This window comes from Streptomyces sp. NPDC018031 (assembly GCF_044327625.1).
In the GTDB taxonomy this organism is placed as follows: Bacteria; Actinomycetota; Actinomycetes; order Streptomycetales; family Streptomycetaceae; genus Streptomyces.
Genome location: NZ_JBIRFT010000005.1, coordinates 374,452 through 400,435 on the forward strand (window position 1 = coordinate 374,452; position 25,984 = coordinate 400,435).

Below are 25,984 nucleotides of genomic sequence, written 5' to 3' on the forward strand. Positions count from 1 at the left end.
GACCGGAAGGCGACCCACCATGGGCGACATCGTGGGCGCGGGGCTCCTCTCGCACGCCCCCGTCATCATGTTCCCCGAGCAGCGCCGGATCGAGGCGAACGGCGGCCGCGACTTCACCCTCGCCACCGGGCTGGCCCGGCTGCGCCGCGAGGTGTTCGACACCGTGGACCACGACACCGTGGTGGTCCTGGACAGTCACTGGTCGACCACCACCGAAGCGGTGGTCACCAGCCACTCCCGCCGTGCCGGGACCTACACCTCGGACGAGATGCCGTCCGAGCTGAGCCGGCTGCCCTACGACATCCCGGGTGATCCGGCGCTGGCCCGGGCGGTCGCGGCCACGGCGGGGGAGCGGGGCCTGTGGGTGACCGCGGTCGACGACCCGTTCCTGCCCCTGCACTACGCCACCCTCAACCCGTGGACGTACCTGGGGCGGTCCGGCAGACCCTGGGTGTCGGTGTCGGTCTGCCAGACGGCGACCACCCGGGACTTCCTGGACATCGGGGCCGCGATCGCGGGCGCCGTGGCGGCGCTGGACCGCCGGGTGCTGCTGGTGGCCTCCGGCGGCCTGTCGCACGCCTTCTGGCCGCTGGCAGAACTGCGCGAGCGGATGGCGGGGGACCCGGCGCACATCGTCACCCCGCAGGCCCGGGAGGCGGACGAGCAGCGGATCGGCTGGCTGGAGGCGGGCCGCCACGACCTGGTGATCAGCGGCATGCCGGACTTCCTGCGGTTCGCGCCCGAAGCGCGCTTCGGCCACTACCTGATGCTGGCCGGAGCGGTCGGCGGGGCGGACTGCACGGCGCCGGGCCGTCGTTTCTCGGCCTACGAGAACGCCATCGGCACCGGTCAGACGCATCTGTGGTTCGACCGCCCGGCCACCGGCTGGACGGGCGCCCCGGCCGCCCCGGGCACCGCGGGCGCTGCGGGCGGCGGGGGCCGCCACGGAGACCCGGTCCGGCGCTGAGCCGCCCACCGCCCGGCCGGGCGGTGGGCCGGTGAGGGCCGGCGCGGCGCACCCGGTGGTACCCCGGGGCGGGGGTGCCACCGGGCGCGTGCCGGCCCTCGCCGCAGGCCTCAGCCGGTGAAGCCCGCGGTGATCGAGGTGAACTGCCAGGCGGGCCGGTCCCGGTTGACGGCCCAGAAGGAGAGCCGGCCGATGTGGTGAGCGTTGGCCCAGTCGCGGATCCGGGTCCAGGTCTCCGGGGTGGTGACCTCGCCGGTATCGCTGCGGTCGTTCATGCCGGAGATGCCGGTGTGCGCGTAGGCCTCGGCGTCCGACCAGCCGAAGGTCGACACGAGTTTGTTCTTCAGCCCCTCGGTCGCGTTGACGGTGCTGCCGTACATGTCGGCGCCGCCACCGAAGTTGAACGGCATGATCGTGAAGTTGTCGATGTCCGCCTGGAGCGCGTGGGCCCGCTCGATGAGGCGGTTTCCCCAGGAGTTGGGGCCGGTGTTCAGCGTCGGGAAGGTGAGGATGGTCCGCAGGCCCGGGTTGTTCCGCTTGACGATCTTCAGGGCGTTGAGGATGCGGTCCTGGACCGCCGGGTTCTCGAACTCGTCGGTGTTCTCGATGTCCACGTCGATCGCCTTGAGCCCGTAGGCGTCGATCACCTTCTGGTAGGCGCCGGCGAGCGCTTCCGGGGTGGCGCAGTTGGGGCCCAGCTTGTTGCCGCTCCAGCCGCCGATGGACGGGACGATGTCGCCGCCGGCCGCCCGGATCGCCTTGATGGTCGACTCGTCCACGCCTCCGGTGAGCGGGCGCTGGCTGTCCCACGCGGGGTTGCAGCCGTTCTGGGCGAGGATGAACGCCATGGTGAACCCCTTGATGCCGGTGGCGCCCATCACCTCGGTGGCGCTCGGCGGGTTGCCCCAGCCGAGGTAGAGGTAGGGCGCGGCCTGGACGAAGCCGGGCCCGCCGCCGCCCGCCTCGGTCGTCGCGGTCACGGCCGCCGAGTCGGGGGAGGTGTTGCCCGCGCGGTCCCTGGCGCGCACGGTGAAGCCGTACCGGGTGCTCGGGGCGAGGCCGGTGACGGTGGCGCTGGTACCGGTCACCGAGGCCACCCGGGTGCCGTCCCGGTAGACGTCGTAGCCGGTGACGCCGACGTTGTCGGTGGAGGGGTTCCAGGCGAGCGCGACACTGGACGAGGTGGTGCCGGTCGCCCGGAGACCGTCCGGGGCGGTGGGTGCCTGGGTGTCGTCGCCACCGCCGGGCCCGTCGAGGCTGACGTCGTCGGCGTGGTAGGTGCCGTGGCCGTACCAGCCGTGCAGGTAGATCTCGGCGCTGGTCTGGGTGGCGCCGGTGGTGAAGGTGACGGTGAGCCGGGTGTAGCCGGGGGCGGAGGGGGTCCAGGTGGACGGGCCGCCGGCCACCCCCAGGTACACGTAGCTGCCGCGCACCCAGCTGGAGAGGGTGTAGGTGGTGTTCGGCTGCACGGGGACCGTCTGCGAGCACCGCGCGGTGCCGTTCGCGCTCACGGCACCGGCGAGTGCCTTGGTCCCGCTGTGCACGGGGCTGTCGACCACCGAGCCGGTACCGCCCGGGCAGGACCAGCCGGACAGCGAGCCGGACTCGAAGCCGGGGTTGTCCAGCAGGTTGGCGGCCTGGGCCGGGGTCGGCGCGGCCAGCGCGCCGGCGGCGGCGAGCAGCGCGGTGCTCAGGCAGGCGAGGAGTCGTCTCGGGATACGCACAGGACCTCCTGGTGCGGTGGTGGAGCGCAGGCGGGGGAGGGGGTGGCGGCACCGCCCCCGTGGCCCGGCGCCGCCGGGTGCCGGGCCGCGGGGGCGGGGGAGCACCGTCCGGTCCGCGTCGCGGCGGACCGCGCGGTTCATTGCAGGCCGTTGTCGAGGGCGGTCATCAGACGGCCGTCGGGGGTGTCGCCGGACATCTCCCAGACCATGGCGCCCAGGAGGTTCTTCGACTTGATGTAGGCGGTCTTCTTCCCGATCGACCAGGCGTCGTCGAACGTCCACCACTGACCGCCCGCTCCGGTGTAGCCGTAGGTGGAGACCGACTGTTCGTCGTGGTGGACGGTCAGGCCGGGCACGCTGGTCAGCATGTTCTGGTAGCCGCGGATGCCGGCCTCCTCGGCGAACTGGCCCGGGGCGGCGCCCCTGGCGGACTGCCACTCGCCCCGTTTGCCGCCGTCGTCGACGCTCTGCCAGCCGCGGCCGTAGAACGGGAAGCCGATGGTGAGCTTGCGGGGGTTGACCCCGGCGTCGGTGTAGACCTTCAGCGCGCTGTCGACGCTGAAGTGCGTCGGGTACGGGTCGTCGGTGTCGGTGTACAGGTTGCCCTGGTGCCCGGTGCGGCCGGGTTCCCAGGAGTTGTCGCTGCCCGAGCCGTGGAAGTCGTAGCCCTGGATGTTGGCGAAGTCCAGGTAGTCGAAGATCTTCGACAGGTCCCAGCCCTGCTCGATCTTGACCGGGTCGGCGGGGGTGAAGGCGGTCAGCAGTTTGCGTTCGCCGCCGGTGGCGTCGAGCTGCTTGCGGAACTCCGCGAGCAGGGCGGTGAGGTTCTCCTTGTCCTTCGGGTCGTAGTGGTTCCCGGCGTGGCCGTCGGGGGAGCCGGGCCACTCCCAGTCGATGTCGATGCCGTCGAAGACACCCGCTCCCGTGCCGGGCCCGCCCGCGCCGTTGTAGACCGGCAGGTCGCCCTTGATCCACACGTCCACGCAGGACTTCACGAACTTCTCCCGGGACGCCGGGGTCGCCGCCGCGTCGGAGAAGAACTTCGAGAACGTCCAGCCGCCGAGGGAGACCACGAACTTCAGGTGCGGGTGCTTCGCCTTGAGCTTCCTGATCTGGTTGAAGTTGCCGCGCAGCTTCCCCCAGCCGTCGTCGGCGACGCCGTCCACCGACTGGGCGGCCGACATCGGCCGGGCGTAGTCGGCGTCCGCGTCCCCCGCGCCGGTGCCCTGGTCCGGGTCCTGCGGATCGGTGGAGGTGCCCTTGGTGACGCCGGCCATGCAGGTCAGGTTGGTCGGGTCGATGTTCTCGAAGGCGTAGTTGACGACGTCCAGCCGGGCGGCGGCGCCCGAGGTGTCGAGGTTCTTCACGAAGTACTGGCGGCCGTAGATGCCCCACTGCACGAAGTAGCCCACGTTGAGGTGGTTGCCGGGGCCGGCCAGGTCGTCGGTGGTGACCTTGAGCGTGCCGGAGGCGGGCGAGGAGTTGTCGGCCGCGTCCCGCGCCTTGACGGTGAAGGGGTACTCGGTGACCGGGGAGAGCCCGTCGATCACGGTCGTGGTGGTGTCCCCGGCGACGGTCTTCGCCAGCGTGCCGCCCCGGTAGACGTCGTACGCCGCCACCCCCACGTTGTCGGTCGACCTGTTCCAGGCCAGGGTGACGGTGGAGGCGGTCTTGGCGGTGGAGCGCAGATCGCCCGGAGCGGTCGGCGGGGCCGGGTCGGTGGCCGGGTCCACGGTACCGGCGGCCACCGGCGCGCTGGGCGGACCGACGTTGCCCCGGGTGTCCTTGGCCCGCACCCGGAACTCGTAGCGGGTGGCCGGGGTCAGCCCGGTGACGGTCGCCGAGGTGGTGGTGGCGGTGGCCACGGTGGCGCCGTCGCCGCCGAGCACCTCGTAGGACGCCACCGGGTAGTCGCCGGCGGGGGCGGCGGTCCATCCCAGCGCGATGCTGCGCGCGGTGGCGGTGGTGACCTTCGGGGTGCCGGGCGCGCCGGGCGGCACGTCCGGGGAGCCGTCGCACTTGTCGCCGTTGACGGTGCAGCCGGTCGGGGTGCCGGCCGGACCGTTGCCGATGAACCAGTAGCTGAACGGGTCGGTGCTGCCGCCCGCCGGAACGGTGCCGTTGTAGTGGGCGTTCCTGACCGTCACATGGCGTCCGTTGACGGTGGCGTCGCCGTAGTAGTGGCCGGTGGCGGTGGTGCCGGGCGGCAGGTCGAATTCGAGCTGCCAGCCGCTGACGGCGGCGGAACCGCTGTTGCGGATGGTGTAGGTGCCCTTCCACCAGGAGCCGTTGTCCTGGACGGAGAAGCCGGCGGTGAGGGTTCCGGCCGCCTGCGCGGTGCCGTGCGCACCGGTCAGCAGGGCCAGGGGAAGGAGGAGGACGGCGAGCAGGGTCGCGGCTCTGCTCCGGAATCTGCGCTGGTGACGGGACATGGCTCTCTCCCTGTGGGGGTCGTACAGGGGTGTTCGAACCGTTCGGGCGCACCACCTGGGCCGCGTGCTGCGGGGGGTCGGCGGCCAGGAGCAGTCGTACCGTAAATGGTCTGGACCAAGTCGTCAACGGGTGCCGGGGAGCGGCGTGGCCACCTCCGCCGGCCGCCCCGTCCGGTGCGGCCGTGGTGCGGCGCCGGCCGGTCGTGCCGTGCTGTGACTGGACGCGCGACCCTGTGTCGTAACAGAATTGGTTGCGACAGATCCCGGGGGGGCCGATCCGCGGGAGGGGGAGGGTTCGTGAGCGGCAGCAGCCGGATGACGGTGGCCACGCACGCGCTGACCTGGATGGCGCTGGTCTGCCCCAAGCGGGACGACGGCATCGTGACGTCCGAGGAGATCGCGGTCAGCATCGGCACCAACCCCGTGGTCGTCCGCCGGGTGCTGGGCGGTCTGCGCGAGGCGGGGCTGGTGGTGTCGCAGCGCGGACGGGGCGCGGGATGGCGGCCGGCCCGCCCGCCGGAGTCGATCACCCTGCGCGACGTCTACCTGGCCGTCGAACCCGAACCGCTCATCGCGCTGCACGCCTCGCCCCCCAATCCCCGCTGTGTCGTCGGGCGGGGCATCCCGCCGGTGCTGCGGGCGGCCTACGACCGGGCCGAGGAGTCGATGAAGGCCGAACTCGCCGCCGTCACGGTGGCCGACGTCCTCGGGGAGACGCTCGCCTGAACCCCGGCCGCCGGCGCGCGGTCCACCCCGGCCGGTCCACACGGACCGGCCTCTCTTCGGAGCCGTGTCGTAACCACTTCTGTTACATCAATGGAGGCCCCGTACCCGTGTACCGCCCACCCCGCGTCCTCGCCGCCGGCATGCCGGCCCATCGGCACCGACCGCTCCGTGCTCGCCGGCCGCGGCCGGCCGGGCAGCCCGCCACCACCGACACCCCCTGACCGGACAGGACCGAACCAGCATGATCACCACCGAACGCCTGCGGCTGCGCCCGCTCACCGAAGCCGACGCCCCGTGGTGGGTGCGCCTCCACTCCGACGAGGAGGTGGCGCGGTACGTCGGCGGCTACACCCCCGCACAGGCCGCGGAGCGCCTCCGCGAGATCCGGCGGCAGTGGACCGAGCGCGGCCACGGACTGTGCGCCGTCGAAGTGCGGGACACCGGCACACCCATCGGACGCTGCGGCCTCCACTGGTGGGAGGGGTTCCAGGAGACCGAGATCGGCTGGACCTTCGCCCGCGCGCACTGGGGCCGGGGCTACGCCACGGAAGCGGCCGGCGCCGTCCTCGCCTGGGGCTTCGACACCCTGGGACTGGAGCGGATCACCGCCATGATCCACCACGGGAACACCGCCTCCCGCTCGGTCGCCCGGCGCCTGGGCTTCACCCCCCTGCGCGAGGACACCGTGCTCGGCCGCCCGTGCACCGTGCACGCCCTGGACCGGGACGCCTTCCGGCGGTCCCGCCCCGCCGCGCTCCGCGCCGGCGGCGACCCGCCCGCCCCCCCCGGCCCGGCCCGGAGCCCCGGCGGTGAGCGGCCCGGAGGCCCGAACGCCCGCCGCGCCCGCCCGGCTCGGGGGGAGGAACGGCCCACCCGGGATGGTGTGATGGGCAGATGACGCACATACGAAGAGCCCTGCCGCTGGTGCTGCTGCCGCTGGTGCTCGCCGCCTGCGGATCGGAGTCGGCCGACCGCTCCGCACCGCAGACGCGGGCCCGGCCGCTGGGCGCCGAACCGGAGATGGCGTACGTGACCGAGGTGCCCGGCTACACCCTCGCGCCGCAGTCCGTCGGCGTGCTGGGCGACCGGGGCTTCGGCGGCTCCTACACCGGGCCCGGCGGCGGGGTGATCGAGCTGCGGGTCGACGAGCGCGGGAGCGGACCGGCCGGCTGCGCGGAGCCGGCCACCGCCCGGGCCGAGGGCGAGCGGACGACATGCGAGCGGGACGGCGGGAACTGGTACCGGACGACCGGCACCGCCCACGAGTACGTCCGTGAGGACGCCGGCCGGGTCATCCGGGTCTCCGCGGACCGGGACGAGGTCCCCCGCGGCATCCTCCGCCAGGCCGTGGTGAACGCCCGTCAGGCGGACGACGGCGAGCTTGCCGAGGTGCCGCCGAAGCCGGCGGGCGGCGACCGGCAGGGCGGTACCGAGCGCGGCGACCTGCCGACCACGGGCGACGGGGCGCCGCGGGACCCGGCGGGGCTCACGGAGGGGACCAGCGGCTGACTCCCGGGGCGGCGGCGTGTGCGGCCGCCCCGACGGGCTCCCGGCCCGGGGGCAGCGAGCCGTCCGGTACCCGGCACCCGGAAGCGGAATTCGCGGGGCCGGACCGGGCGGCCCGCCGCCCGACACCCCATCCATAACACCGGGTTAGGACGCTCCCGGGAGTACCGTGCCGGCCGGCCAGGGCGTAGGAATTCCTCGTGACCCCCCACCACCGCGCGCGAACTCTCGCGTGTCATCGGAAAAGAGGAACCTTGCGGATACCCAAGCTGATCACCGCGCTGGCAGCCGCGCTGATCTCTCTGCTCGCACTCTCCCCCAGTGCCGCCACCGCCGAGAACCGGTCGACCAGCGGTGACGTCGGCCCCTCCATCATCGGTGGCGGGTACGCCCAGAACGCTCCGTGGGCCGCCCGGCTCTTCTCCAACGGTCGGCAGACCTGTACCGCCACCATCATCGCCCCCACCTGGATCCTCACCGCCAAGCACTGTGTCAGCGGCGGCGGGCTGTCGTTCCGCATCGGCAGCCTGGACCAGACCAGCGGCGGCACCACGGCGAACGGGACCCAGGTCTACAACCACTCCGGTTCGGACCTGTCGCTGGTCCGCCTCGACCGCTCCGTCTCGGCGACCTACGCCCGGCTCGGCCAGCCCGGGTCGGTGACCGTGGGCCAGAACGTCCAGGTCTACGGCTGGGGAGCGACCTCCCAGTGCGGCTCGGAGATCAACTGCCAGTCGCGGCTGCTGAAGGTCGCCAACGTGACGGTGACCGGCGGGTGCCGGGACGCCTACTCCGGCCAGGCGATCTGCGCCCGGCGCGGTGACGGCATCACCGCCGGCGGCGACTCGGGCGGCCCCATGATGGCCAACGGCGTGCAGGTCGGTGTCGCGTCCACCAGCGACCGCCAGACCACCACCGCCTACACCAACGTGACCGCGTACCGCTCCTGGATCCAGTCCGTCGCGGGCGTCTGACCCCGCACGGACCGGCCGCCCCGCACGCCGGCGGCGACTTCGGACCCGGGTGCCCGGAGGGCGGATCCGCATCCGACGAGCGGATCCGGACCGCTGTGCGACGGTGGCGCGCTGAGGGCGCCTGACGGGCCGCGACGTCCGTCAGGCGCCCTCGCCATGGCGCCGCGCCCGGTGGCGGCGCGGGCGCCCGGCCCCGGTCAGCCGGCCGGCCGGCGCCCGAGCGGCAGCAGGTACTGCAGCGGCTGGTCCAGGTCGTCCAGCCCGAGGAGTTCGTGCGCCAGGTCGTCGTGGAAGCCGCCGAGCGGGGTTCCGGCCAGGCCCAGCGCGGCGGCCGTCAGCAGCAGCGTCTGCGCCAGGTGGCCGGTCTCCAGCAGGGCCAGCCGCAGCGCGCGCAACCCGTAGCGCCGGCGCAGCAGGCCGAGGTCCGTGTACAGGCCGAGCACGACCGGCGCCGCGTCGACGCCGATCCAGTCGGGGTCGGCCGGCGGCCGGGAGAGGTAGGTGGAGAGCGGCTTTATCTCCGCCACCGCGGGCACCGGCCCGATCCGGCGCAGCGTCCGGCGCTCCGGCACGCAGTCGTAGGTGCCCGCCGGGACACCGGCCACGTCGAGGACGAGCAGACGCACCCGGGCGGTGTAGAGCGCCCCGGCACTCGGGTAGGGGCGGTGCGTCAGGGACCGCGTCGAGCCGTCCGCGAGCCGCTGCTCGGAGCGGCCGCTCTCGGCGAGCGCGTGCCACAGCAGCGTGCCCAGCCCGGCCGCGTCCAGGGGCCCGCCGAGCGCGCCGCGCACCGACGCCCGGCTCGCCAGCACCGTACCCAGCGGCACCTCGGGCAGCGGGCCGGACGGGAGGTCCAGCTCCGGCGGACCGTCCACCGCGGCCGCCGGCGGGGCGGGCAGCGGCCGCAGCGCGGTGTCCTCGTTCCGGCCGATCTGGAACTTGCTCTGCTCCAGGTACTGCAGGTCGGGCGAGCGGTGCCCGGCCGGGAAGAACGCCGTCGGCTCCCCGGGGTCCAGCAGGGTCCGGGCGGCGAGCCGGCACATCGCGCGCTCCTCGTCCGGGCTGATCCCGAGCCGGTTGAGGAGCATGTGCAGCTGCGACGCCCAGACCCAGGGCAGCACCGCGGCCCCGTCCTCGCCGAGTTCGGTCCGCAGCAGCCCGTCCGTGTCCCGGACCAGGTGCACCCAGTCGGTGAGCCAGGGCGCCGCGGTGTCCCCGTCCAGCCCCTCCCGGACGGCCCGGGCCCGCCGCTCCAGCGTCGGACGCTGGCTCGCGTAGACGGAGTTGACCCGGGTGTGTACGGCGGCACCCGGCAGCAGCGGGACCTCGGTGACCCACCGCCAGCCCGCGGCGTGCCGCCGCAGCCACTGCGCCCCGCGCAGCCGGTCCATGCCGAGCGCGTGCACCGTGGCGTGGGCCAGGTCCGCCGCGACGGCGAGGCGTTGCGAACCGCCGGGCAGCCGGCGGAGCACCCGCAGCGCCTCCAGGGCCACCCGGGAGGAGACGACGAAGACCCGCTCGGCGGCCGGCAGTGCGCGCGGGCCACCGTAGCGGCGCGTCTCCGGGACGTACGCCACCGTCCGGACCTCGCCGTGGTGCGAGGGCCACGACCCCGCGACCGCCGGGCGCTCCTTCGCCGCCCGGGACAGCGCCGCCGGCAGTTCGGCGGCGGCCGCCGCGCGCAGCCCGCGCACCCGGACGCGCACCTGCGGGCCGTCCTCCCCGTACCGGATGAAGAACCACTCGGTGGCGTCGCCGGACGCCACCAGCCCGTCGAGGAGCGGAGCCGCGTCCTCGACCAGGAAGCCGTCGGTGTCCTCGGTGCCGGAGTGCAGGAAGAGGTGGTAGCTGTGCCAGGTGTCGGTCGTCACTGCGGTCCTCGTCTGTCGGAGGAAGTCGGGGGAGGCCGGGGGAGTTCGGGGGAGGTGGGGAGGTGGGGAGAGGTGGGGGAGGCCGGGGCGGAGGTGGGCGGGCGGAGGCCGGCGCGGGGCCTCAGGGGAAGGGGTGCGGATGGATCGCCAGGTCCCGCGGGCGCAGCGGCCGGGCCGTCCGGCCCAGCCGGTACGGGACGTCGAGCAGCCGGGGCAGGCCCCTGGTGCGGTGGTTCACGTGCCCGAAGGTCATCGGCAGCGAACCGGGCACCACGACCTTGGCGCAGTGGAGGCCGAGCCGGTCGCGCAGCCCCGGTTCGGTCTGGTCCACGGCGATCACCTCCAGGTCCGCGCCGGCGAGCCGGCGCACGGTCGCGTCGAGCAGCTCGGAGAGGTCGTCCACCGGCTCCGGCGCGCCGGGCCAGGTCTCGCCGACCGTCCGGCACGGCGTGTCGACGAACAGGAACTCCAGCCGCGGGCCCGCCTCGGGCAGGGTGTTCAGGCCCACGTGGTCGTCGAGGGACACCACCAGCTCCGGCCGCTCCAGCATCGGCCGGAGCCGTTCGGGGTCGCGCGGGCCGCCGTCGGCCAGTGAGCGGTGGGCGGACTCCAGGACGTTGGTGACCACCTCGGCGACCGCCGACCGGATCGCGGTGCGGGGGTCGTGGTGGGCCCCGGCGGCCAGGAACATCCGGGGCGCGTCCGGGTGCGGGCCCGTGTAGCGGCAGACGGCCACGACCGCCGGGATCCCGAAGTCGTTGGTCGCGTCGAGGAGGACCAGGCGGTAGCCGGCCACGGCCGCCCGGTCGGCCAGCAGCGCCACCTCCGCGTCCTCCGGCGGCGCCTGGACCCGGTTCAGCGGCGTGGCGGCGTACCACGCCATCAGGAACGCGTCCCGCTCCGCCACCTCGAACAGGCCGTACAGCGCCGCCTCCTCCGGGCTGTTGCCGAGCCCGCAGCCATTGGACGACTCGTACACCACGCGCGGCCGGCCGGCCCCCGGCACGTCCCAGTACGCCACGTGCTCGGGCACGGCGACGGCCCGGCCCCGGGTGAGCGACCAGCCGTGCACCCAGTCCAGCTCCAGCTCCGGGGTGTACGGCACGGTCAGGGAGGCCGGATGCCCGTGGTAGGCGGGGTCGGGCAGGCCGAGCCGCTCCGGGTCCACCGCCAGCTCCGGCCCCAACGCGGCGAACGAGGCGCGCAGCAGGGTCCGGCGGCCGGTGGGACGCATGCCCGCGTACCGCTCGACGCTCTCGAAGAGCGCCACCCGTTCACTGTGGTCGAAGTCGGCGGCCCGGCCGTACCCCCCGTCGTCGACCGGCCGCCCGTCCGTCACGAACGCCGTGGTCAGACAGGAGGCGGAGTCCTCGGACCGGAACAGCCGGCGCACCGGCCCGAACCGTTCGTCGTGCAGCGCCGCGCGGAGATCCGCGGTGCCGGTCCGGGGATTCTCCTCCCGCAACCGGGTGCGGTCTGGCAGCGGCCGGGGACCCGACGGCAGCGGCGTCACCCCGTCCGCGGTGTCCGCCGGCAGCGGGCGGCACACCGCGCAGCCGCCGACCGGGCGGATCCGGTGGGTGGACCAGGTGGCGCGCCCGTTGTGCACCAGATACACCGTGGCGGTGTCCGCCGGCGCTTCCTCCAGCAGTTCCAGGGCGAGGGCGCCGATCGCCTCGCCCAGCGCCGGGGAGGGCACCCCGGCCAGCGCCAGCCGGGGGCTCTGCCACGGCACCCGGCCGCCCGCCGTGGCCAGCCGCTGGTACTCCGCGCAGCACAGGCAGGCGGCCGCGCCCGGCCGCAGCACCGGCCCGACCACGGCCAGCGCCCCGTCGAAACGCACCGGGACCAGGGGCCCCGGGCGGCCGAGCGCATGCCGGCTCAGCTCCTCGGCGACGCCCAGCGTCCACTCCGCGAGCCAGACCACGGCCGGTCCCGCGGGGGCCGCCGGCACCGCACCTGCGTCCAGCACCGGCACCGGCAGCGGACCCAGCGGGGGTGGCACCATCGATGTCATCGCTCGCCCTCCCCGGTGGCCAGTACGGTGAACCCGAACGCCGCCAGCCGGCCGGCGAGTTCCCGGGCACCGGCCGCCACCGGAGCCGCCGGGTCGGCGCGCAGCCCGGTCAGCCGATGCAGCGCGGTGTGCAGCGCCGGTTCCCGCCCGGCCACTTCGGTGAGCCACCCGGTCGTCCACCCGCTGTCCTCCCACGCCGCGGTGCGCGCCCCGGCGACCGCCAGCGGCGCCACCGAACCGGAGGACGGGTACAGCGGCCCGGCCGTGCTCGGGCCCGCGCCCTCCGCGGTCACGGCGGCCACGGCGGAGAGGGCGGCGAACGCCGCCGCGTCCCCCGGAGCGGCCTCCACCGCCCGGCCGAGGACCGCGGCGCGGCCGCCGCCGGCCGGGTCCCGGCGGACGACGGCGTGGTGCGCCCGCGCCTCCGGCCCCGCCGGGAACACCTCCAGCCGGGCCCGCACCCCCAGACGTACGGTGAGCGTGGTCCACCAGTGGTGGGCCTGCGGATGCCCGGACCAGACCGGTGCCGGCAGCGCGGCGCCCGCGGGGGAGGGGGCCGGGGCGTGCCGGGCGGCCCGGCGCAGCGCCCGCCCCCAGGCGTGGCCCGGGTTCGCCCCCACGGTGAACAGGCCGTCGCCCAGCCGGAGTTCGGCCGCCCGGCAGAACACGTCGAGGCGGGCCAGGTCCAGGCGGGGCGCGCCGGCCAGGACGGCCCCGCCGGGCAGCTCGCAGCCGGCCAGCGGCACCGGCAGCTGCGGCAGCGTCCCCGGGTGCGGCGCGGGCAGTACCCCGAGCCGCTCGTCGCCCAGTGCCGCCACCCGGGCCAGCGCGCCGGCCAGGGTACGGGCGGGCTCGACGGCCGTCCGGCGGTCCGCGTCGATCCGGTCCGGCCCCAGCCAGGTCCGGTAGTCGGCGCGCGGCGGCCGGGCACCGGCCACCAGCACGGCGGGCAGCCCCGGCAGCAGCCGCGGGTCGTCCCCTTCGTCCGCGGGGTCCGGCAGTCCGCCCGCCGCGCACAGCAACCGGTGCGCGGCGGCGCCGGCGAGCAGTGCGGTGAAGGCCGCCGGCCCGGCCGTGTCCGGGTCGCCGGCCGGCGTCCGCGCGAGCAGGGCGGCCGCGTCCGCGCGGGCCTGCGCCGGGCTGCCCGGGGCGGTGACGTAGCCGGTGCCGCCCCGGACCGCGACCGCCACCGCACACGGCTCCTCGGCCGGTCCGGTGCGCAGCAGCACCACTCCGTCGGGCACCGCCGTCCCGGCCGGGCGCGCGACCCGGGCCCCGCCCCGCGTCAGGGCCCGTGCGGCGGCCTCGGCGAGCGCGCCGCCGGGCGGGCCGCCGACGACCTCCACCGGGGCCGCCGCGATCGCGGCGGCCGCCAGGGCGGGGTCCCCGGCCGACGCGGTGAGCCAGTCCGCCGCCGGCCCGGTGGGCGCCGCCACCAGCAGATCGTGGGCGTGCAACTGGGCGACCAGGGTGTCCAGCGCCTTGCGCAGCGCCGGGTCCGGCTCCGCCCGCCGCAGCAGTTCGCTCGCGTCGCCGGTGCGCAGCGGCGGTTCGAGCAGCCGCCACAGGGCCGGCAGCGCGGTGCTGCCCTCCAGGGTGACGCTGCCGCGCCGGCCGCGCAGGTGGAGCCCGTTGCGCAGCACGGTGACGGCGACCCCCGGGCGCAGCCGCCACCCGGTCGCCGTCCCGAGTGCGTCCGGGGCCGCCGTGGCGGCGGTCCGTCCCGTCATGACCCGCCCTCGACCGCGTCGATGACGGCGCCCACTTCCGCGCGCCAGTCGCAGCCGGTCAGGCCCGGCACGGCGCGGATGACCAGGTGGGCGGCGAGGTAGCGCTCCAGCGGCCGGATGTCGCAGATGGCGAACAGCCGGTAGAGGGCGTTGGTGCAGGCCCGGTACACCAGGTAGTCGGGACGGCTCCACATGGTGCCCTGCGGGTCCGAGCGGCGCAGCAGTCGGTGGAACTCGCTGTACCGGGTGCGGATGTCCTGGTTCCAGCGTTCCATGGCCTCCCGGTCCCCGGTGGCGGCCGCCCGTTCCCGGTACTCGAGCGGGAATCCGTGCAGGTCGGTTCCGCTGTCGTGGCGGGCCTGCGCGAGCCGCCAGGCGCCGGCCGACCAGTCGGCCCACGCCCGTTCGAAGCCCGCCGCGCCGCCGTCGGCGATGCGGCCGACGAGCCGGGTCACCGCGGTACCGGCGCGTTCCCAGTGCCGCTCGAAGCCGTCCCGCAGCCGCCCGTCCGGGTCGTCGTGGACCAGGAAGTCCTCCAGATGGGAGACGTACGAGTAGTGGCCGCCCGCGAGCCCCTCGGGGTGGGCGGCGGCGTGCGCGGCGAGCGCGGCGACGGCGAGCTGCATCCGTGCCTGGGGACTGTCGCCGTGCTCGCCGAGGAACTCGGCACCGGCCCGCAGCGCGGGCAGCCCGAGGCCCAGCAGGTCGTCCCGGAGGGCCGCCCCGCCGACGCCGAGGAGGCCGAGCAGCGCGGAGCGGTCGACCGGCTCGATCCGCACGGTGTTGTCCGGCACGATCGGCCCGTAGGGCGGGGCGATGAGTTCGGCGCGTCCCGCGGCGGCCGCCCGGTCGAGCAGCTCCGCCTCGGTGAGGTCGCTGCGCGAGGGGTGGGCCCTCACCCACCCGCGCACCGCGCGGGCGGCGTCCGCGGCGGCCGGCTCCACGGCCGCGGCCCGGCCCCGGAGGCGTAACCGCAGGTGCGGGCCGTGGAGCCAGTGCCGTTCGACATGGGCGGTCAGGCCCCGGTCGCGGCAGGAGCCGGCGAGCGGCAGCAGGACCCCGCGCAGCAGCGGCGCCTTGACCGGGTGGTGGTAGTAGGCGACCACGTCGCGGGCGGTGGCGTCCTCGGTTTGGGCCTGCGGCACGGTCGCCTCCTGGGTCCGGGGGGTGCGGGTCAACACGGCCGTCCGGCGCGGTAGGTCTCCACCACGAGCTCCGTGGCCCGGGCGGGCGCGGACTGTCCACCGGGTGCGGGCAGCGCCTCCTCGAAGACCAGGCCGTCCGGGTGGCGGGAGATCCACTTGGCCAGGCAGCGCAGGTGCAGCGCGTTGCCCAGGTCCACGAACTGCGGCTTCGGGCGGCCCAGTCCGGCGAGGAAGTCCTCGGTGGCACGCCCGGTGGGGGCGGTCGCGGCGGGGTGCAGGAAGAGCTGTTCGGGGAGGGCGAGCAGCGCCCGCCAGCGGGCCGCGGCCGCTGCCGGGACCCCGTCGCCGGCGGCCAGTTCGGCACCGAGCGCGCGGACCACGCCGGGAGGCAGCAGCCAGCGGCGGCGCAGCAGCACCACGTGCCGGTGGCGGAGGCCGGGTGTGCGGACCACCTCACCGCCGGGCGCCGGCACGGTGTGCCGGGGGACCAGAGACCGGAAGTCGACGACGCCGTTGGGGTGGTCGCTGAGGTAGGCGCCGATCCGGCGCGGCAGCATGATCGGGGCGAGGAAGCCCGGGTACAGCACGTCGAGCAGCTCGCCGGTGGCGCGCAGCCGGAACCGCAGCTGGTCGCCGGCCCGGTCGTGGACCAGCTCCGTCTCGCCCTCCGCGATCGACGCCCAGCGGGTGTCGGGGCCGATCTCGTCGGCCACCAGCGGCGGGTGCAGGTTGGCGTTGAACCCGCCGACCGGGCGGATCTGCGCCGCACGCGCCGCCGGGCCCAGGCCGTCGCGTATCCGCCGGGCCACCTCCTCGGTCGCGGACGGATCGAGGGCGTCCAGGAACCGGCTGGTGAACCGGCCCCAGCCGCCGTACACGTGGTTCACGCACAGCAGGCCGCCGACCGGGTCGCGCTGCACGAAGTACGCGTAGCTGAGCGGGCGTCGCACGGCCCACCGCGGCAGCCGCTCGCCCAGCCCCTTGACCAGGTCCGCGGGGAGCAGCAGGTAGCCGTCGTCGTCCGCCGGGCCGGACGGGGCGAAGGCGTCCCGGACCGCGTCGGCGACCGCGCCGCGCAGGGCGGCGAGTTCCGCGGCCCCGGTGGGGAACGCGTCGCGGTCCTCGGGGCGCAGCGCGGCGATCCGCCCGGCCCGCTCCCATGCCTCGGCCACGTCGGCGCCGAACTCCCAGGGATGGTGGCAGCTGCCGCCGCTGCCGTACCGCTCGACGAAGCGGTCGCGGGCGATCCTGCGCATCAGATGGCCGAGGTCGAAGAGTTCGGCCAGCGCGGTGACCTCGCCGAGGGCCTCGTGGTCGGCTCCGTCGAGGAAGCCGTCGAGCCGCAGCGGCCGCGGTGCGACGACGTCCTCGGACAGCACGTTGAGCGGCGCGGCCCCGGTGGGCACCGGGCGGCCCGCGTCGGTGAGCAGGCCGGCCCAGCGCCGGGAGAGGCCGGCCAGGGCGGCGGGCCGCTCGGCGGCCGGGGCGTCGGCGAACCGGCGGGTGAGATCGGCGAGTTCGTCGATCCGGCCGGCCAGTGCCCGGTCCTCCGCGGCGGCCTGCTCCGGGGACCCGCCGAGGGTGCGCAGCCAGCCGGCCAGAGCGCCGAGCGGGTCGTCGTCCTGCGGCGGCACCGGGTCGGCGGGCACCAGCAGACCGGCCTCCCGCAGCCGGTCGAGGAAGGCGCCGGCCGTCGCGTGGCGGTCGTCGGCGGCGGGCAGCGCGGTGGCGAGCGCGTCCGCCAGCTCCCCGAGCCGGACCGGGGTGCCGGCGAGGCGGGTGACGAGCCGCAGCGGGCCGCCGAAGGCCAGTTCCACCTCGTCCTCGTCGACCGCCAGGTAACGGCCGCCGGCGAAGACGGTCCGGTCGCGTGCGTAGCCGGCCCGGTCGCCGGCGACGCGAGCGGTGCTGGTGATGCGGTGCGGAAGTCCGGCGCGGCGGTGCGGACGGTCCAGCAGCGCCACGGTGAGCGCCGCGGTCAGGGTCCGGTTGACCTTCACCGTCGCCCGCAGCGGTCCGTCGAACAGGTGTGGTTCGCCCCAGGAGGGCACCCGGCGGTGCGCGCCCGGCGGGTCCGGCAGCCGGCCCCAGCCGACCGCGGTGAACCAGGACAGCGGGCTGGTCTTGGTGCTGGCGCGCAGGGCGTGGCGCAGTACGTTGGGTTCTTCCTTGCGGCTCCTGCGGTCGTCGGCACCGGTGCCGGCGCGGTGCACCGCCCGGAGCAGGTCGGCGCTGGTGAGCGCGACGGCCCGGGTGAGGGCGGGCCGCCGGCACAGAGCGGCGAGGGCGGTGCGCTCGGCGGCCAGGGCCCGTTCGGCCGCCGGGGCCAGGGCGGCCAGCACCGCCTCCCGCCGCTGCCGCAGGGCGAGCCAGGCGGCCAGCCGGGGCACCCGGTCGGGCAGGTCGCCGAGCCGGTCCAGCAGGGCCGGCCGCGGGGCGCGCCCGTTGTGCAGCGCACGGCGCAGCGGCAGCACGACGTCGCGGTGGAAGGCCGGCGGGTGGTCGGGGCGGCTGGCGTACAGGTCGTCGCAGAGCGGGCGGGTGAGGTCCCGCAGGTCGCGGTCGAGCGCGGACAGCCGGGCGAGCGAGGCGCGGAACTCCGCGGCGGCCGGTGTCTGCGCGGGGTACGCGAGCACGGTCGCGCGGGCGAGCGCGTACGGCGCCGACCGCACGAGGTAGCCGACGGGTCCGCCGCTCGCGGAGTACGGCATGCTGGGTCCTCGTCCCTTTCGTGGCTCCGGCCCGCCACGGGCCGCACCCGCGGTGCGGGGACACGGCCCGTGGCGGGCTTCGGTCGATCGTGTACCGCCGGACGCGGGTCGGGGGACGCGCGCCGGTGCTACGGGACTAGTACGGGAGCTGCGGCAGCTGCGGGGTCGCACACGAGGACGACCCGCAGGAACAGGAGCTGCCACCGTTGGAGGCGCCGCCCTCGGGAAGCGCGACGGTGTCGCGCATCGAGGTCACGGTGAGCTCGCCGAGGTCGAGGTCCTCGAGCTCGAAGCCCGGGCCGCCGGAGGTGTCGGACATGGGTGTCTCCCTTCGCTGGTCGGCTTGTCGGCGGGAAGGCCGGATGGTCCCGGTCGGTCAGCCCGCGTCGACGACGCCGGTCTCCAGCTGCGGCTGGGCGCAGGAGGACGAGCCCTGGCAGGAGCAGGAGCCCCAGGACGCCCCGCCCTCGGGGAGGGCGGCGGTGTCGCGCATGGAGGTGACGGTGAGTTCGCCGAGGTCCAACTCCATGTCCTGGAGGTCGAAGTCGGCGTTGCGTGCGATGTCGGACATGCGTATCTCCCTTGAGGGGAAGTGAAGACCGAAGGTGCACTGGATGAGCCGTGCTGGATGGATCCTTACGGCTTGCGAAGAACGCGTCACCCGGCGAGAACCCCCCTGCCGGTGACGCCCGGTGACCGGAAACGATCACCGCGTATTGCGGGTATGACTATATGGCCCGTGTCGGGTGAGAGAACACGGTTTTAGTGGCTCATCTCTGGATTGGCTGGGTCATTTCCGTTGTCTCATATGCAACGGGCACGGACCTTGGCCGCCGAGGTCCGGCGGCGCCGGCCGGGAGACGCCGCCGGTGCGGCGGGACGCTCGCCGGTCAGCCGCCGGGCAGGGCGTCCAGGCAGCAGCCGACGAAGTCCCGGACCACCGGGTTGGTGTCGTCCGCGGGTGCCCAGGCGACGGCGACCCGGCTCGGGCTCACCCCACTGACGGGGCGGTAGGTGATGCCCGGGCGGGTGTAGAAGCGAGCGGCGGCCTCGGGGGCGAGCGCGACCCCGTAGCCGTTGGCGATGGCGCTGAGCCAGTCGTCGGGCAGTTCGGTGACGGCGCCGACGCGCACCGGGTGGCCGTCCCGCTCGTCGGCGGCCAGCCAGTAGTCCCGCCAGGGTCCGGTCTCGGATGGCGCCGCCACGAAGGGCTCACCCCACAGCTCCGGGAACGGGACCACCTCGAGGGCGGCCAGCGGGTGCCCCGCGGGCAGCGCCACCCAGCGGGGTTCGGTGAACAGCGGCCGCACGCGCAGGGCGTCCTGACCGGGGAAGGGCAGCCGCACCAGGGCGACGTCCGCGTCCCCGTCGGCGAGTCCGGCGGACGGGTTGGACCAGGCGGCCTGCCGCATCTCGACCCGCCAGCCCGGCCGGCGGCGGGCGAACGCCGCCACGATCGGCTGCGTCGCCTCGTTGGCCCCGCTCGCCATGGAGCCGACCCGCAGCACCCGCGCCGCCCGGCTCGCCGCGGCCTTCGTCCCGCGCACCGTCCGGTCCCACTCGGCCAGCAGCGCCGGGGCGCGCCGTGCCAGTTCCCGTCCCGGGGCGGTCAGCGCCATCCCGGCCCGGGAGCGGGTGAACAGCGCCGTGCCGAGCCGGGTCTCCAACTGCCTGATCTGCTTGGTCAGCGCGGGCTGCGAGACGAAGAGCCGCTGCGCGGCGTGGGTCAGGTTCCCGTCCTCCGCGACCGCGACGAAGTACCGCAGCAACCGGGTGTCGACATCCATGCCACCAGGTTATGGAGGCGGGTATTGGACCCTCCGGCCCGGGCCTGGCGAGGCTGGTGACCGCAAGCGGGAGCCGGCCCACCGGACCTCCCGGCAGGCCCGGCCCGAAGGGGGAGGCACGTGTTCACCGCCCACGCCGTCATCACCGTCACCGCAATCGTGGCGCACACCGCGAGCGCCGTGGTGGACCTGGTGAAGCCCAGGTTCCTGCTCACCGCCTCGGCCGACGCGGGGGTGCCGGAGTCCTGGTTCCCCTGGCTCGCGGCGCTCAAGGCGGCCGGAGCCACCGGACTGCTCCTCGGGCTCCTGGGCGCCCACGGCATCGCGACGGCCGCCGCCGTCGGTCTGGTGCTGTACTTCGTCGGGGCCGTCGCCGTGAACGTACGGGCCCGTGCCCTGCCCGGTCTCGCCTCCTCCGGCGGCTTCCTGGCGCTGTCCGTCGCCTGCCTCGCGGTCACCGTCACCCGGTGACCCGGAGCGGGCCGGAAGCGCCCCCGGCGACCCTGCGGTCAACCCCCGGTCACCTCAGCCGCCCTGGAAGACCGTCGTGCACAGCAGTGTCCCGCCGTCGTCCACCAGCCACGCCCAGTACCGCGTACGGTCGTTCGGTCCTTGCACGCAGTTCCCGGCGCCGGCGCCCGGCGGGGCCTGGTAGACGCCGGTGATGTGCATGATCTGGTTGTAGGCGGCGGGGACCTGCGTCGCCCGGCAGTCCACGGCCGTCATCGGACCGATCGCGATCCGGTCCCCGGACTGCTTGCCCAGCATGCAGTAGTGCTTGCGGTAGACACGGGTGAGGCACAGCCTCGTGGTCTCGCCCGAGACGGAGGAGCTGTAGGTCCACGACGCCTGTCCCGTCCCGCCGGGGCAGCTGCTCCCCGTCGTTCCGGTCACGCGGACCAGGCCCGCCCACTCACCGCCGCAGGACACCGGCTTCGGCGGGACGGCGGCACTCCAGTCGATGCTGCCGCCGCCGCGGCCGGTGTCGAAGACGGGCAGGCAGTCACCGACCGACACGGCCTGGAACGCCTCCTCGGTGGGGTCGCGCTCGGGCTCGGGCGACGAGGTCTCCGGCTCGGGTTCGTCGTACCCGCCGGAGGCGTCGTCGCCCGAGCCGCCGTCCGGGTCCGGGGTGTCGGTCTCCGCCTCCCCGGTGAGCCGGCCGGATTCCGGGCCGGTGGCCGGGGGAGTGGCGTCCTGGCCGGCCGGGGAGGCGCTCGTCGACGAACCGTGGGCCGCGCCGTCCGGTGACTTCGACCCGTCGTCGGCGTCCCAGGGCCGCCAGACCACCAGGGCGGCCACGAGCAGCACGAGCAGCAGCACACCCGACGCCGGCCCCTGGCCCCGCGAGCCGGTCCCCGCGCTGCCCGGGGTGCCGCTCCGGTGCTCGTCCGCCGCCCGTTCCCGGGCGCGCCTGGCGGCGTCCGCCAGCTCGCGCAGCTCGCGTTCGCGCTGTTCCCGGGCCGCCAGCGCCTGCTGCTCGCGCTCCCGGCGGGCCGCCCGCTCCCGGGTGTCGACGAGGGTGGGCGGCGGCGGTGGCACCGGACGGGTGCGCTCGTCTGCCATGGCCGCGGCGGCACCCAGGTCGGTGCTGAGCGCCCGCCCGTGCGCCTCGTAGGCGCCGATCAGCGCGGTCCACCGGACCGGCAGCCGGTGCCCGTCGGGCCGCCGCCCGGCCATCCGGTCGGCCGCCTCCAGGAAGAGCAGCAGCAGGTCCGCCGGTGCGGGCCGGCGGTCGGGTTCGACGGCCAGGCACGGGCGGATCAGCGGGTCCAGCTCCGGTGGCAGCCCGGCGAGGTCGAGCCTGCCGTTCTGGACCCGGGCCAGTCGCTGCAGCGGGCCGTCGTCGGTCTCCGGATAGGGCGCGCGGCCCACGGCGAGCTGGAACAGCGTCGCGCCCAGCGAGAACACGTCGGACTTGGCGGTGGAGCGCTCGCCGAGCGCCTGCTCGGGGGAGGTGTAGTCGATGGTGCCCAGCGTCAGCGAGGTGGTCGTCCGGTCGATGGCGTGCGAGACGCCGAAGTCGATGAGCAGCGGTCCGGTCTGCGGCAGCAGGATGTTCTGCGGTTTCACGTCCCGGTGCACCACGCCCTTGTCGTGCAGGGCGAGCAGGGCCTGCACGGCGCCCGCGGCGACCCAGGGCAGTGCTGCCGGCGGCAGGGGTCCGGCCTCGCGGACCAGATCTCCGAGGGAGGGGGCCGCCACGTACTCGATGGCCATCCAGGGCCGCCGGGCCCGCGCGTCGGCGTCGAGCACCCGGGCGGTGCAGGTGCTGTCGACCCGCCGGGCTAGTTCCACCTCGCGGGCGAACCGCTTCCGGTCCGGCTCGCTGACGACGCCTTCCGCCAGCAGCGTCTTGACCGCGACGAGCGGGCCGTCCGCACGGGACCGCGCCAGGTAGATGCGTCCCATGCCGCCCGTGGTGAGCCGCCACAGCAGCCGGTAGGGCCCGAGCCGCTTCGGGTCGTCCTCGCCGAGCGGCCTGACGCCTACACCGGCCATCCCCGTCGCCTCCCTCGGCCGTGCCCCGCGCCACCGGCGCCGGGCCGCCAACCCGGCCGCCCGTGCGGTGACCTGAGTGTGCATCACCTGTAGGTGACACGACAATCGGGCCCGCCGCGGTTGCGGCTCCGGATCGAAACGGCCGGGACGGCCGCGGTTCCCCCTCGGCGCGCCGGCCCGTCGGCGCCGCGGTCGACTTCGTACGTCAGGACGCCGTGAACGACCGGGCGGATCCGCTCGCCCGGGGGCCGGGAAAGACGGGTGCCCGCTCACCGTCCGGGAGCGGGCACCCGCGGGCCGGGAGGACGCACGCGGGCGCCACCTCGCACGACGCGCCACCCCTCGGGCGCCGGCGCGGCGCGGCCCGGTCAGGCGAACCGGCGAAGCCGCCGCCTGACCGGGCCGCGCCCACCTCGCCGTCGTCCCCATCCGGAATCCGGACGCGGCACTGACCGAGGAGGAGGAACCTAGGCCGCGGACTTCTTCTCCCGGGCCAGCTCGGCCTGCCAGGTCCGCTCGAAGTCCTTCATCAGCGGCGGGTAGACGATCAGGTGCCGGAAGGGCGAGATCGCCGCCATGTAGGCCTTCCCGAAGATGCCGTTGGGCTTCACCAGCACCGCCATCTGACCGCGGTACCCGCCCTTCCCGTCCTCCACCCAGGACAGGTGCATCACCGCGTGCACGGTGCGGTTGGCCATCTCGGACGCCCAGTCGTTCTCGGTGAGGTACACCGAGTTGAAGGGGAGCCGGGGGAACTCCGGCCCGTACGGGCCGTCCCGCAGTTCGGCCGGGAGCCGGTCGCGCAGCGTCGAGACCCGGCGGCCGACCCCGGTCTTCTTCTCGTCCCAGCCGAACACCTTCCCGAGCTTCCAGCGGATCTCGAAGAGCATCCGGGCGGCCCAGGACGGGCTGGTCGACGTGTCCCCGCCGGAGGTCTGACGCACCAGCTTGTGGAAGTCGTCAGGCCCGCCGGGGGTCGGCAGCGCCCACACGTCGTAGAGGTGGAAGTCGGGTGCGATCTTGTGGATCAGCCAGGGCCGTGAGGTGTGCGCGCTGTTCGGGAGCTTCATCGTGGACCTCCGTGTGTTCAGTGGTGTGTCACGGCAAGGGAGTCGAGTCCGAGGACGCCCGCGACGGCGCGGGCGGCGAGCAGTTCGTCATGAGGAGCCTGCCCGGCGAGGGCGATCACCGTTCCGTCCAGTGCGCCGACGAAAGCGAGTGCGAGAGTTCTGACCGGCGGGCCGGGCGGGATCGACCCCGCCTCGCGTCCGGCGCTGATGAGGTCCATGCAGTCGGTGACGAACTCTTGGTAAGTGCGTTCGACCTCGCGTCCGACGGGATGGTCCTGGCCGTTGAACTCGAGTCGCAGTGCGGTCACCACGCGTGCCACGTCGCGCCGGCAGTAGACGGCGTGTCCGCGCGCCAGCGTGAGCAGCGCCGCCACGGGCTCCGACTCCCGCTCGATGAGGCTGCCCACCTCCTGCGTCCAGGTCTCGCCGATCCATGCGATCACCGCGAGCGCCAGGTCCTGCTTGTCCTTGAACTGGTGGTACAGCGCGCCGCGGGTGTACCCGGCCTCGCGCGCCACCTCTTCGAGCCGCAGGCGGCCGTAGCCGTAGCGGGACAGGCCCCGGGCGGCCGACTCCAGCAGCGCGTTCCGGGTGTACGCGCTTCGGTCGGCCTGGGTTGGGCGGCGCGTGGTCGCGGGTCCCGTCCCGCCCGCACGGGTCATGGGGTAGCTCCTACATACACGTTTGTATGTTACTCCCTCGTGGGCGTCCCGCGCGCGACGCCCCCCGTCGAAGAGTCAGCCCAGGGAGAGGCAGCGCGGCTGGAAGCCGGGGTCGGCCGGACCCTGGCGGCCGAGCGCGTCGAGGACCCACTGCGCGACGTTCGGGTCCTTGGTGGCCTGGTCGTGCATGAAGAGGTCCAGCGGGCAGCGGTCCTGGAGCACCGCGTTGGTGACGCGGTCGGCAGGGCCGCTCAGGAACGCGCTCGTGTACGGGATGACCACCTCGTCGTAGCGGGTGGTGATCACCGTGTAGTCCGGCCCCGCGGGGGCCTCCGGGCCGGCGTTCAGCCGGCTCAGCAGGTCCGAGCCGGTGCGCTGGTCCAGGCAGGAGGGGCAGAGCAGTACGCCGGCGGCGAGCGCGAGGGGGTTGGCCGTCCCGTGGTTGGAGGGCACGATGCCCACCAGGTCGTCGACCTGTGCCGCGCCGCCCAGGAACTTCACGTAGTAGCGGGGCATCATGCCGCCCTGGCTGTGGCCGACGATGTCCACTTTCGCGGCGCCGGTGGCGGCCCGGACGGCGGCGACGAAGTCCCGGAGCTCGGCGGCCGAGTCGGCGATCGGGCGGGTGGCCGCGTGCCCGTAGTTGAAGGCGAAGACGCAGTAGCCCGATCTCTTGAGCACCGGTGAGAGCACCGCCCAGTTCTCCCGCATCAGTTTGAAGGTGCCGTTGACCAGGACGACCGGCTCCGGGTGGTCCCGATCGGGCTTGCAGGACCAGTCGTTGGCGCCGGCCGGCGGAGCGTCCAGGCCGGAGGCGGAGGCCGGGGCGGCGGGCCCGGCGAGGGTGAGGGCCGCGGTGGCGGCGGCGGTCAGCAGCAGTCGGGTGATCAGGCGAAGGCGCATGGCGGTTCCCCCCAGGGTGGACGAGACGACCCGGCGCGTCGGCGCGCGGCATCGAGTGACGAACACTGGTCGGCATTGCCGACCGGCGTTCCGAAATATGTACTGGGTGTTAACGACAGGTCAATGTCTGCTGCGTCACTCCGGTGAGGCGCTCCCTGCAGGCCGTGCCGGCGCGCGGCGCCCGCGTGCTGCCCGCGCGCCGGTTCCCGGTCCGGGTCCGGCATCGCCGGCCGCTTCCGGTGGGCGCTGGCCGGCCCTGCCGGGATACGCCTCCGGCCCGGCGGGGTGCCGCGGCAGACGATGGGTGATTCCCTGCGCCCACGTGAGAATCCGCTCCTTGGGGGTAATCGCCTCACACAGGGTGATCTGATGGGCAATCGGGGCGAAACGGCCATCCGGTGGCCGCCGAAGGGGATGAGTGCGGATGCGGAGGAGGCCGGCGATCCAGGCGTCGACGCTGGTGTGCGCGTGTGCGGTGCTGAGCGTGGCGGGATGTGCCGACAGCGAACCGCCCGGGAAACGCTTCCGCGGCAAGAGCGCGGACCGGATCGCCGCCGAGGCCGTCCGGGCGACCCGGGACGCCGGTTCGGTGCGCGTGACGGGGGCGGTACGGCGCGAAGGGTCCGCGATCGGCGTCGACATCCGGGTGGACGCGCGCGGGAACTGCGTCGGCCGGATGACCGGCGAGGGCGGCCGGGCGGACATCATCCGCACCGGACACACCGCGTACATCAGGGGCAACGACAAGTTCTGGGCCAATGCTGCCGGTGGACGCGAGGCGGCGGGCTCGGCGGACCGGCTGGCCGGCCGGTGGGTGAGGACACCGGCCGGGCAGGCGCCCATCTCCGGGGTGTGCGACAAGCGCGGCTTTCTCACCGCGGCCGACGGCGGCGGCGCGCACCCGAAGGGGATGTCCAAGGGCGAGACGGTCACCGTGGACGGCAAGGAGGTACTGGCGCTGCAGCGGAGGACGGACGACGAGCGGACGACCGTGTACGTCGCCGCACACGGCAGGCCGTACATCGTGAAGATCACCCAGGGCAAGGGCGCGGCCAAGGGAGACCTGAACTTCACCGACTACAACGAGCCGGTGAAGGCCACCCCGCCGCCGGCCGACCGGGTCGTCGAGCCCGCGGCGGACCTCGGCGGCGCATGACCGCGGGCGAGCCCGGCCGGTGCGGGCGGCCGCGGGTGGCGCGCGGACCGGCGGCCCGCGGTGCCGGCCCGGGCCGGCACCGGCGTGCGGGCAGCGCACCG

The 25,984-nt window shown here is 75.1% G+C and carries 21 protein-coding genes; 7 read left to right on the top strand and 14 right to left on the bottom strand.

The window, feature by feature from the left end:
- The first annotated feature begins 19 nt into the window (after positions 1 to 19).
- A complete protein-coding gene (locus ACH4B3_RS16130; protein WP_398463463.1) occupies positions 20 to 967 on the top strand; it encodes a catechol 1,2-dioxygenase in 948 nt (315 codons plus the stop codon).
- Between the two features lie 110 nt (positions 968 to 1,077).
- On the opposite strand, the gene ACH4B3_RS16135 is transcribed toward ACH4B3_RS16130, so the two are convergent.
- Together ACH4B3_RS16135 and ACH4B3_RS16140 are read right to left on the bottom strand one after the other, a co-directional pair.
- Positions 1,078 to 2,691: a carbohydrate binding domain-containing protein gene (locus tag ACH4B3_RS16135; RefSeq protein ID WP_398463464.1), complete on the bottom strand. Its 1,614-nt coding sequence runs from the start codon at positions 2,689 to 2,691 to the stop codon at positions 1,078 to 1,080.
- Positions 2,692 to 2,828: 137 nt separating this feature from the next.
- Entirely contained in the window at positions 2,829 to 5,123 is a 2,295-nt protein-coding gene (locus ACH4B3_RS16140; protein ID WP_398463465.1) for a glycosyl hydrolase family 18 protein, read from the bottom strand.
- A 297-nt stretch (positions 5,124 to 5,420) separates the two neighbouring features.
- Between ACH4B3_RS16140 and ACH4B3_RS16145 the strand changes: the two genes are divergently transcribed.
- The 4 genes from ACH4B3_RS16145 to ACH4B3_RS16160 all read left to right on the top strand — a co-directional run bounded on the left by ACH4B3_RS16145 (position 5,421) and on the right by ACH4B3_RS16160 (position 8,329).
- A complete protein-coding gene (locus tag ACH4B3_RS16145) occupies positions 5,421 to 5,849 on the top strand; it encodes an Rrf2 family transcriptional regulator (protein ID WP_398463466.1) in 429 nt (142 codons plus the stop codon).
- A 241-nt stretch (positions 5,850 to 6,090) separates the two neighbouring features.
- Positions 6,091 to 6,747 carry a GNAT family N-acetyltransferase gene (locus tag ACH4B3_RS16150; RefSeq protein ID WP_398463467.1) on the top strand — a complete coding sequence of 219 codons (657 nt, stop codon included), beginning with the start codon at positions 6,091 to 6,093 and terminating at the stop codon, positions 6,745 to 6,747.
- Positions 6,744 to 7,358 carry a hypothetical protein gene (locus ACH4B3_RS16155; protein WP_398463468.1) on the top strand — a complete coding sequence of 205 codons (615 nt, stop codon included), beginning with the start codon at positions 6,744 to 6,746 and terminating at the stop codon, positions 7,356 to 7,358. The genes ACH4B3_RS16150 and ACH4B3_RS16155 overlap by 4 nt, the downstream gene beginning before the upstream one ends.
- Positions 7,359 to 7,609: 251 nt before the next feature.
- Positions 7,610 to 8,329 (top strand): S1 family peptidase, encoded by a 720-nt coding sequence (locus ACH4B3_RS16160; RefSeq protein ID WP_398463469.1) that lies wholly within the window; start codon positions 7,610 to 7,612, stop codon positions 8,327 to 8,329.
- 197 nt (positions 8,330 to 8,526) lie between these two features.
- Here ACH4B3_RS16160 and ACH4B3_RS16165 read toward each other — a convergent pair whose 3' ends face one another.
- The 8 genes from ACH4B3_RS16165 to ACH4B3_RS16200 all read right to left on the bottom strand — a co-directional run bounded on the left by ACH4B3_RS16165 (position 8,527) and on the right by ACH4B3_RS16200 (position 19,590).
- Positions 8,527 to 10,200 (bottom strand): thiopeptide-type bacteriocin biosynthesis protein, encoded by a 1,674-nt coding sequence (locus ACH4B3_RS16165; RefSeq protein ID WP_398463470.1) that lies wholly within the window; start codon positions 10,198 to 10,200, stop codon positions 8,527 to 8,529.
- A gap of 121 nt (positions 10,201 to 10,321) precedes the next feature.
- Complete coding sequence (locus ACH4B3_RS16170; RefSeq protein WP_398463471.1) at positions 10,322 to 12,217, bottom strand: TOMM precursor leader peptide-binding protein; 1,896 nt, start codon at positions 12,215 to 12,217, stop codon at positions 10,322 to 10,324.
- Positions 12,214 to 13,947 (bottom strand): hypothetical protein, encoded by a 1,734-nt coding sequence (locus tag ACH4B3_RS16175; RefSeq protein ID WP_398463472.1) that lies wholly within the window; start codon positions 13,945 to 13,947, stop codon positions 12,214 to 12,216. Before ACH4B3_RS16175 ends, ACH4B3_RS16170 begins: the two co-directional genes overlap by 4 nt.
- Positions 13,944 to 15,092, bottom strand: a complete 1,149-nt coding sequence (locus ACH4B3_RS16180) for a lantibiotic dehydratase C-terminal domain-containing protein (protein ID WP_398463473.1) — start codon at positions 15,090 to 15,092, stop codon at positions 13,944 to 13,946. Before ACH4B3_RS16180 ends, ACH4B3_RS16175 begins: the two co-directional genes overlap by 4 nt.
- A 29-nt stretch (positions 15,093 to 15,121) precedes the next feature.
- Positions 15,122 to 17,803 carry a lantibiotic dehydratase gene (locus tag ACH4B3_RS16185; RefSeq protein WP_398463474.1) on the bottom strand — a complete coding sequence of 894 codons (2,682 nt, stop codon included), beginning with the start codon at positions 17,801 to 17,803 and terminating at the stop codon, positions 15,122 to 15,124.
- Positions 17,804 to 17,939: 136 nt separating this feature from the next.
- Positions 17,940 to 18,122, bottom strand: a complete 183-nt coding sequence (locus tag ACH4B3_RS16190) for a thiazolylpeptide-type bacteriocin (RefSeq protein WP_398463475.1) — start codon at positions 18,120 to 18,122, stop codon at positions 17,940 to 17,942.
- A 57-nt stretch (positions 18,123 to 18,179) separates the two neighbouring features.
- Complete coding sequence (locus ACH4B3_RS16195) at positions 18,180 to 18,374, bottom strand: thiazolylpeptide-type bacteriocin (protein ID WP_398463476.1); 195 nt, start codon at positions 18,372 to 18,374, stop codon at positions 18,180 to 18,182.
- A gap of 319 nt (positions 18,375 to 18,693) precedes the next feature.
- Positions 18,694 to 19,590 (bottom strand): LysR family transcriptional regulator, encoded by an 897-nt coding sequence (locus ACH4B3_RS16200; protein WP_398463477.1) that lies wholly within the window; start codon positions 19,588 to 19,590, stop codon positions 18,694 to 18,696.
- Positions 19,591 to 19,710: 120 nt separating this feature from the next.
- On the opposite strand from ACH4B3_RS16200, the gene ACH4B3_RS16205 reads away from it, so the two are divergent.
- The gene (locus ACH4B3_RS16205) at positions 19,711 to 20,061 is read left to right on the top strand and encodes a DoxX family protein (protein ID WP_398463478.1); all 351 of its coding nucleotides are present in this window, start codon (positions 19,711 to 19,713) and stop codon (positions 20,059 to 20,061) included.
- A 54-nt stretch (positions 20,062 to 20,115) separates the two neighbouring features.
- Here ACH4B3_RS16205 and ACH4B3_RS16210 read toward each other — a convergent pair whose 3' ends face one another.
- From ACH4B3_RS16210 to ACH4B3_RS16225, 4 genes are all read right to left on the bottom strand, one after another.
- Complete coding sequence (locus ACH4B3_RS16210) at positions 20,116 to 22,092, bottom strand: protein kinase (protein ID WP_398463479.1); 1,977 nt, start codon at positions 22,090 to 22,092, stop codon at positions 20,116 to 20,118.
- Positions 22,093 to 22,559: 467 nt separating this feature from the next.
- On the bottom strand, positions 22,560 to 23,162 hold the full coding sequence (locus ACH4B3_RS16215; RefSeq protein ID WP_398463480.1) for a DUF2867 domain-containing protein: 603 nt from the start codon (positions 23,160 to 23,162) through the stop codon (positions 22,560 to 22,562).
- A gap of 17 nt (positions 23,163 to 23,179) precedes the next feature.
- Entirely contained in the window at positions 23,180 to 23,824 is a 645-nt protein-coding gene (locus ACH4B3_RS16220; protein WP_398463481.1) for a TetR/AcrR family transcriptional regulator, read from the bottom strand.
- Between the two features lie 75 nt (positions 23,825 to 23,899).
- A complete protein-coding gene (locus tag ACH4B3_RS16225) occupies positions 23,900 to 24,727 on the bottom strand; it encodes an alpha/beta fold hydrolase (RefSeq protein WP_398463482.1) in 828 nt (275 codons plus the stop codon).
- A gap of 424 nt (positions 24,728 to 25,151) precedes the next feature.
- Here ACH4B3_RS16225 and ACH4B3_RS16230 point away from each other — a divergent pair, with 424 nt between their 5' ends.
- Positions 25,152 to 25,883, top strand: coding sequence for a hypothetical protein (locus ACH4B3_RS16230; RefSeq protein WP_398463483.1), 732 nt, complete (start codon positions 25,152 to 25,154; stop codon positions 25,881 to 25,883).
- Positions 25,884 to 25,984 lie beyond the last annotated feature (101 nt).

What these genes read in the sequence shown, in the direction of transcription:
- ACH4B3_RS16130 (WP_398463463.1), top strand. Translation starts at nt 20, where the DNA reads ATGGGCGACATCGTGGGCGCGGGGCTCCTCTCGCACGCCCCCGTCATC.
- ACH4B3_RS16140 (WP_398463465.1), bottom strand. Translation starts at nt 5,123, where the DNA reads ATGTCCCGTCACCAGCGCAGATTCCGGAGCAGAGCCGCGACCCTGCTC.
- ACH4B3_RS16150 (WP_398463467.1), top strand. Translation starts at nt 6,091, where the DNA reads ATGATCACCACCGAACGCCTGCGGCTGCGCCCGCTCACCGAAGCCGAC.
- ACH4B3_RS16155 (WP_398463468.1), top strand. Translation starts at nt 6,744, where the DNA reads ATGACGCACATACGAAGAGCCCTGCCGCTGGTGCTGCTGCCGCTGGTG.
- ACH4B3_RS16170 (WP_398463471.1), bottom strand. Translation starts at nt 12,217, where the DNA reads ATGACATCGATGGTGCCACCCCCGCTGGGTCCGCTGCCGGTGCCGGTG.
- ACH4B3_RS16175 (WP_398463472.1), bottom strand. Translation starts at nt 13,947, where the DNA reads ATGACGGGACGGACCGCCGCCACGGCGGCCCCGGACGCACTCGGGACG.
- ACH4B3_RS16185 (WP_398463474.1), bottom strand. Translation starts at nt 17,803, where the DNA reads ATGCCGTACTCCGCGAGCGGCGGACCCGTCGGCTACCTCGTGCGGTCG.
- ACH4B3_RS16190 (WP_398463475.1), bottom strand. Translation starts at nt 18,122, where the DNA reads ATGTCCGACACCTCCGGCGGCCCGGGCTTCGAGCTCGAGGACCTCGAC.
- ACH4B3_RS16195 (WP_398463476.1), bottom strand. Translation starts at nt 18,374, where the DNA reads ATGTCCGACATCGCACGCAACGCCGACTTCGACCTCCAGGACATGGAG.
- ACH4B3_RS16200 (WP_398463477.1), bottom strand. Translation starts at nt 19,590, where the DNA reads ATGGATGTCGACACCCGGTTGCTGCGGTACTTCGTCGCGGTCGCGGAG.
- ACH4B3_RS16210 (WP_398463479.1), bottom strand. Translation starts at nt 22,092, where the DNA reads ATGGCCGGTGTAGGCGTCAGGCCGCTCGGCGAGGACGACCCGAAGCGG.
- ACH4B3_RS16215 (WP_398463480.1), bottom strand. Translation starts at nt 23,162, where the DNA reads ATGAAGCTCCCGAACAGCGCGCACACCTCACGGCCCTGGCTGATCCAC.
- ACH4B3_RS16220 (WP_398463481.1), bottom strand. Translation starts at nt 23,824, where the DNA reads ATGACCCGTGCGGGCGGGACGGGACCCGCGACCACGCGCCGCCCAACC.
- ACH4B3_RS16225 (WP_398463482.1), bottom strand. Translation starts at nt 24,727, where the DNA reads ATGCGCCTTCGCCTGATCACCCGACTGCTGCTGACCGCCGCCGCCACC.
- ACH4B3_RS16230 (WP_398463483.1), top strand. Translation starts at nt 25,152, where the DNA reads ATGCGGAGGAGGCCGGCGATCCAGGCGTCGACGCTGGTGTGCGCGTGT.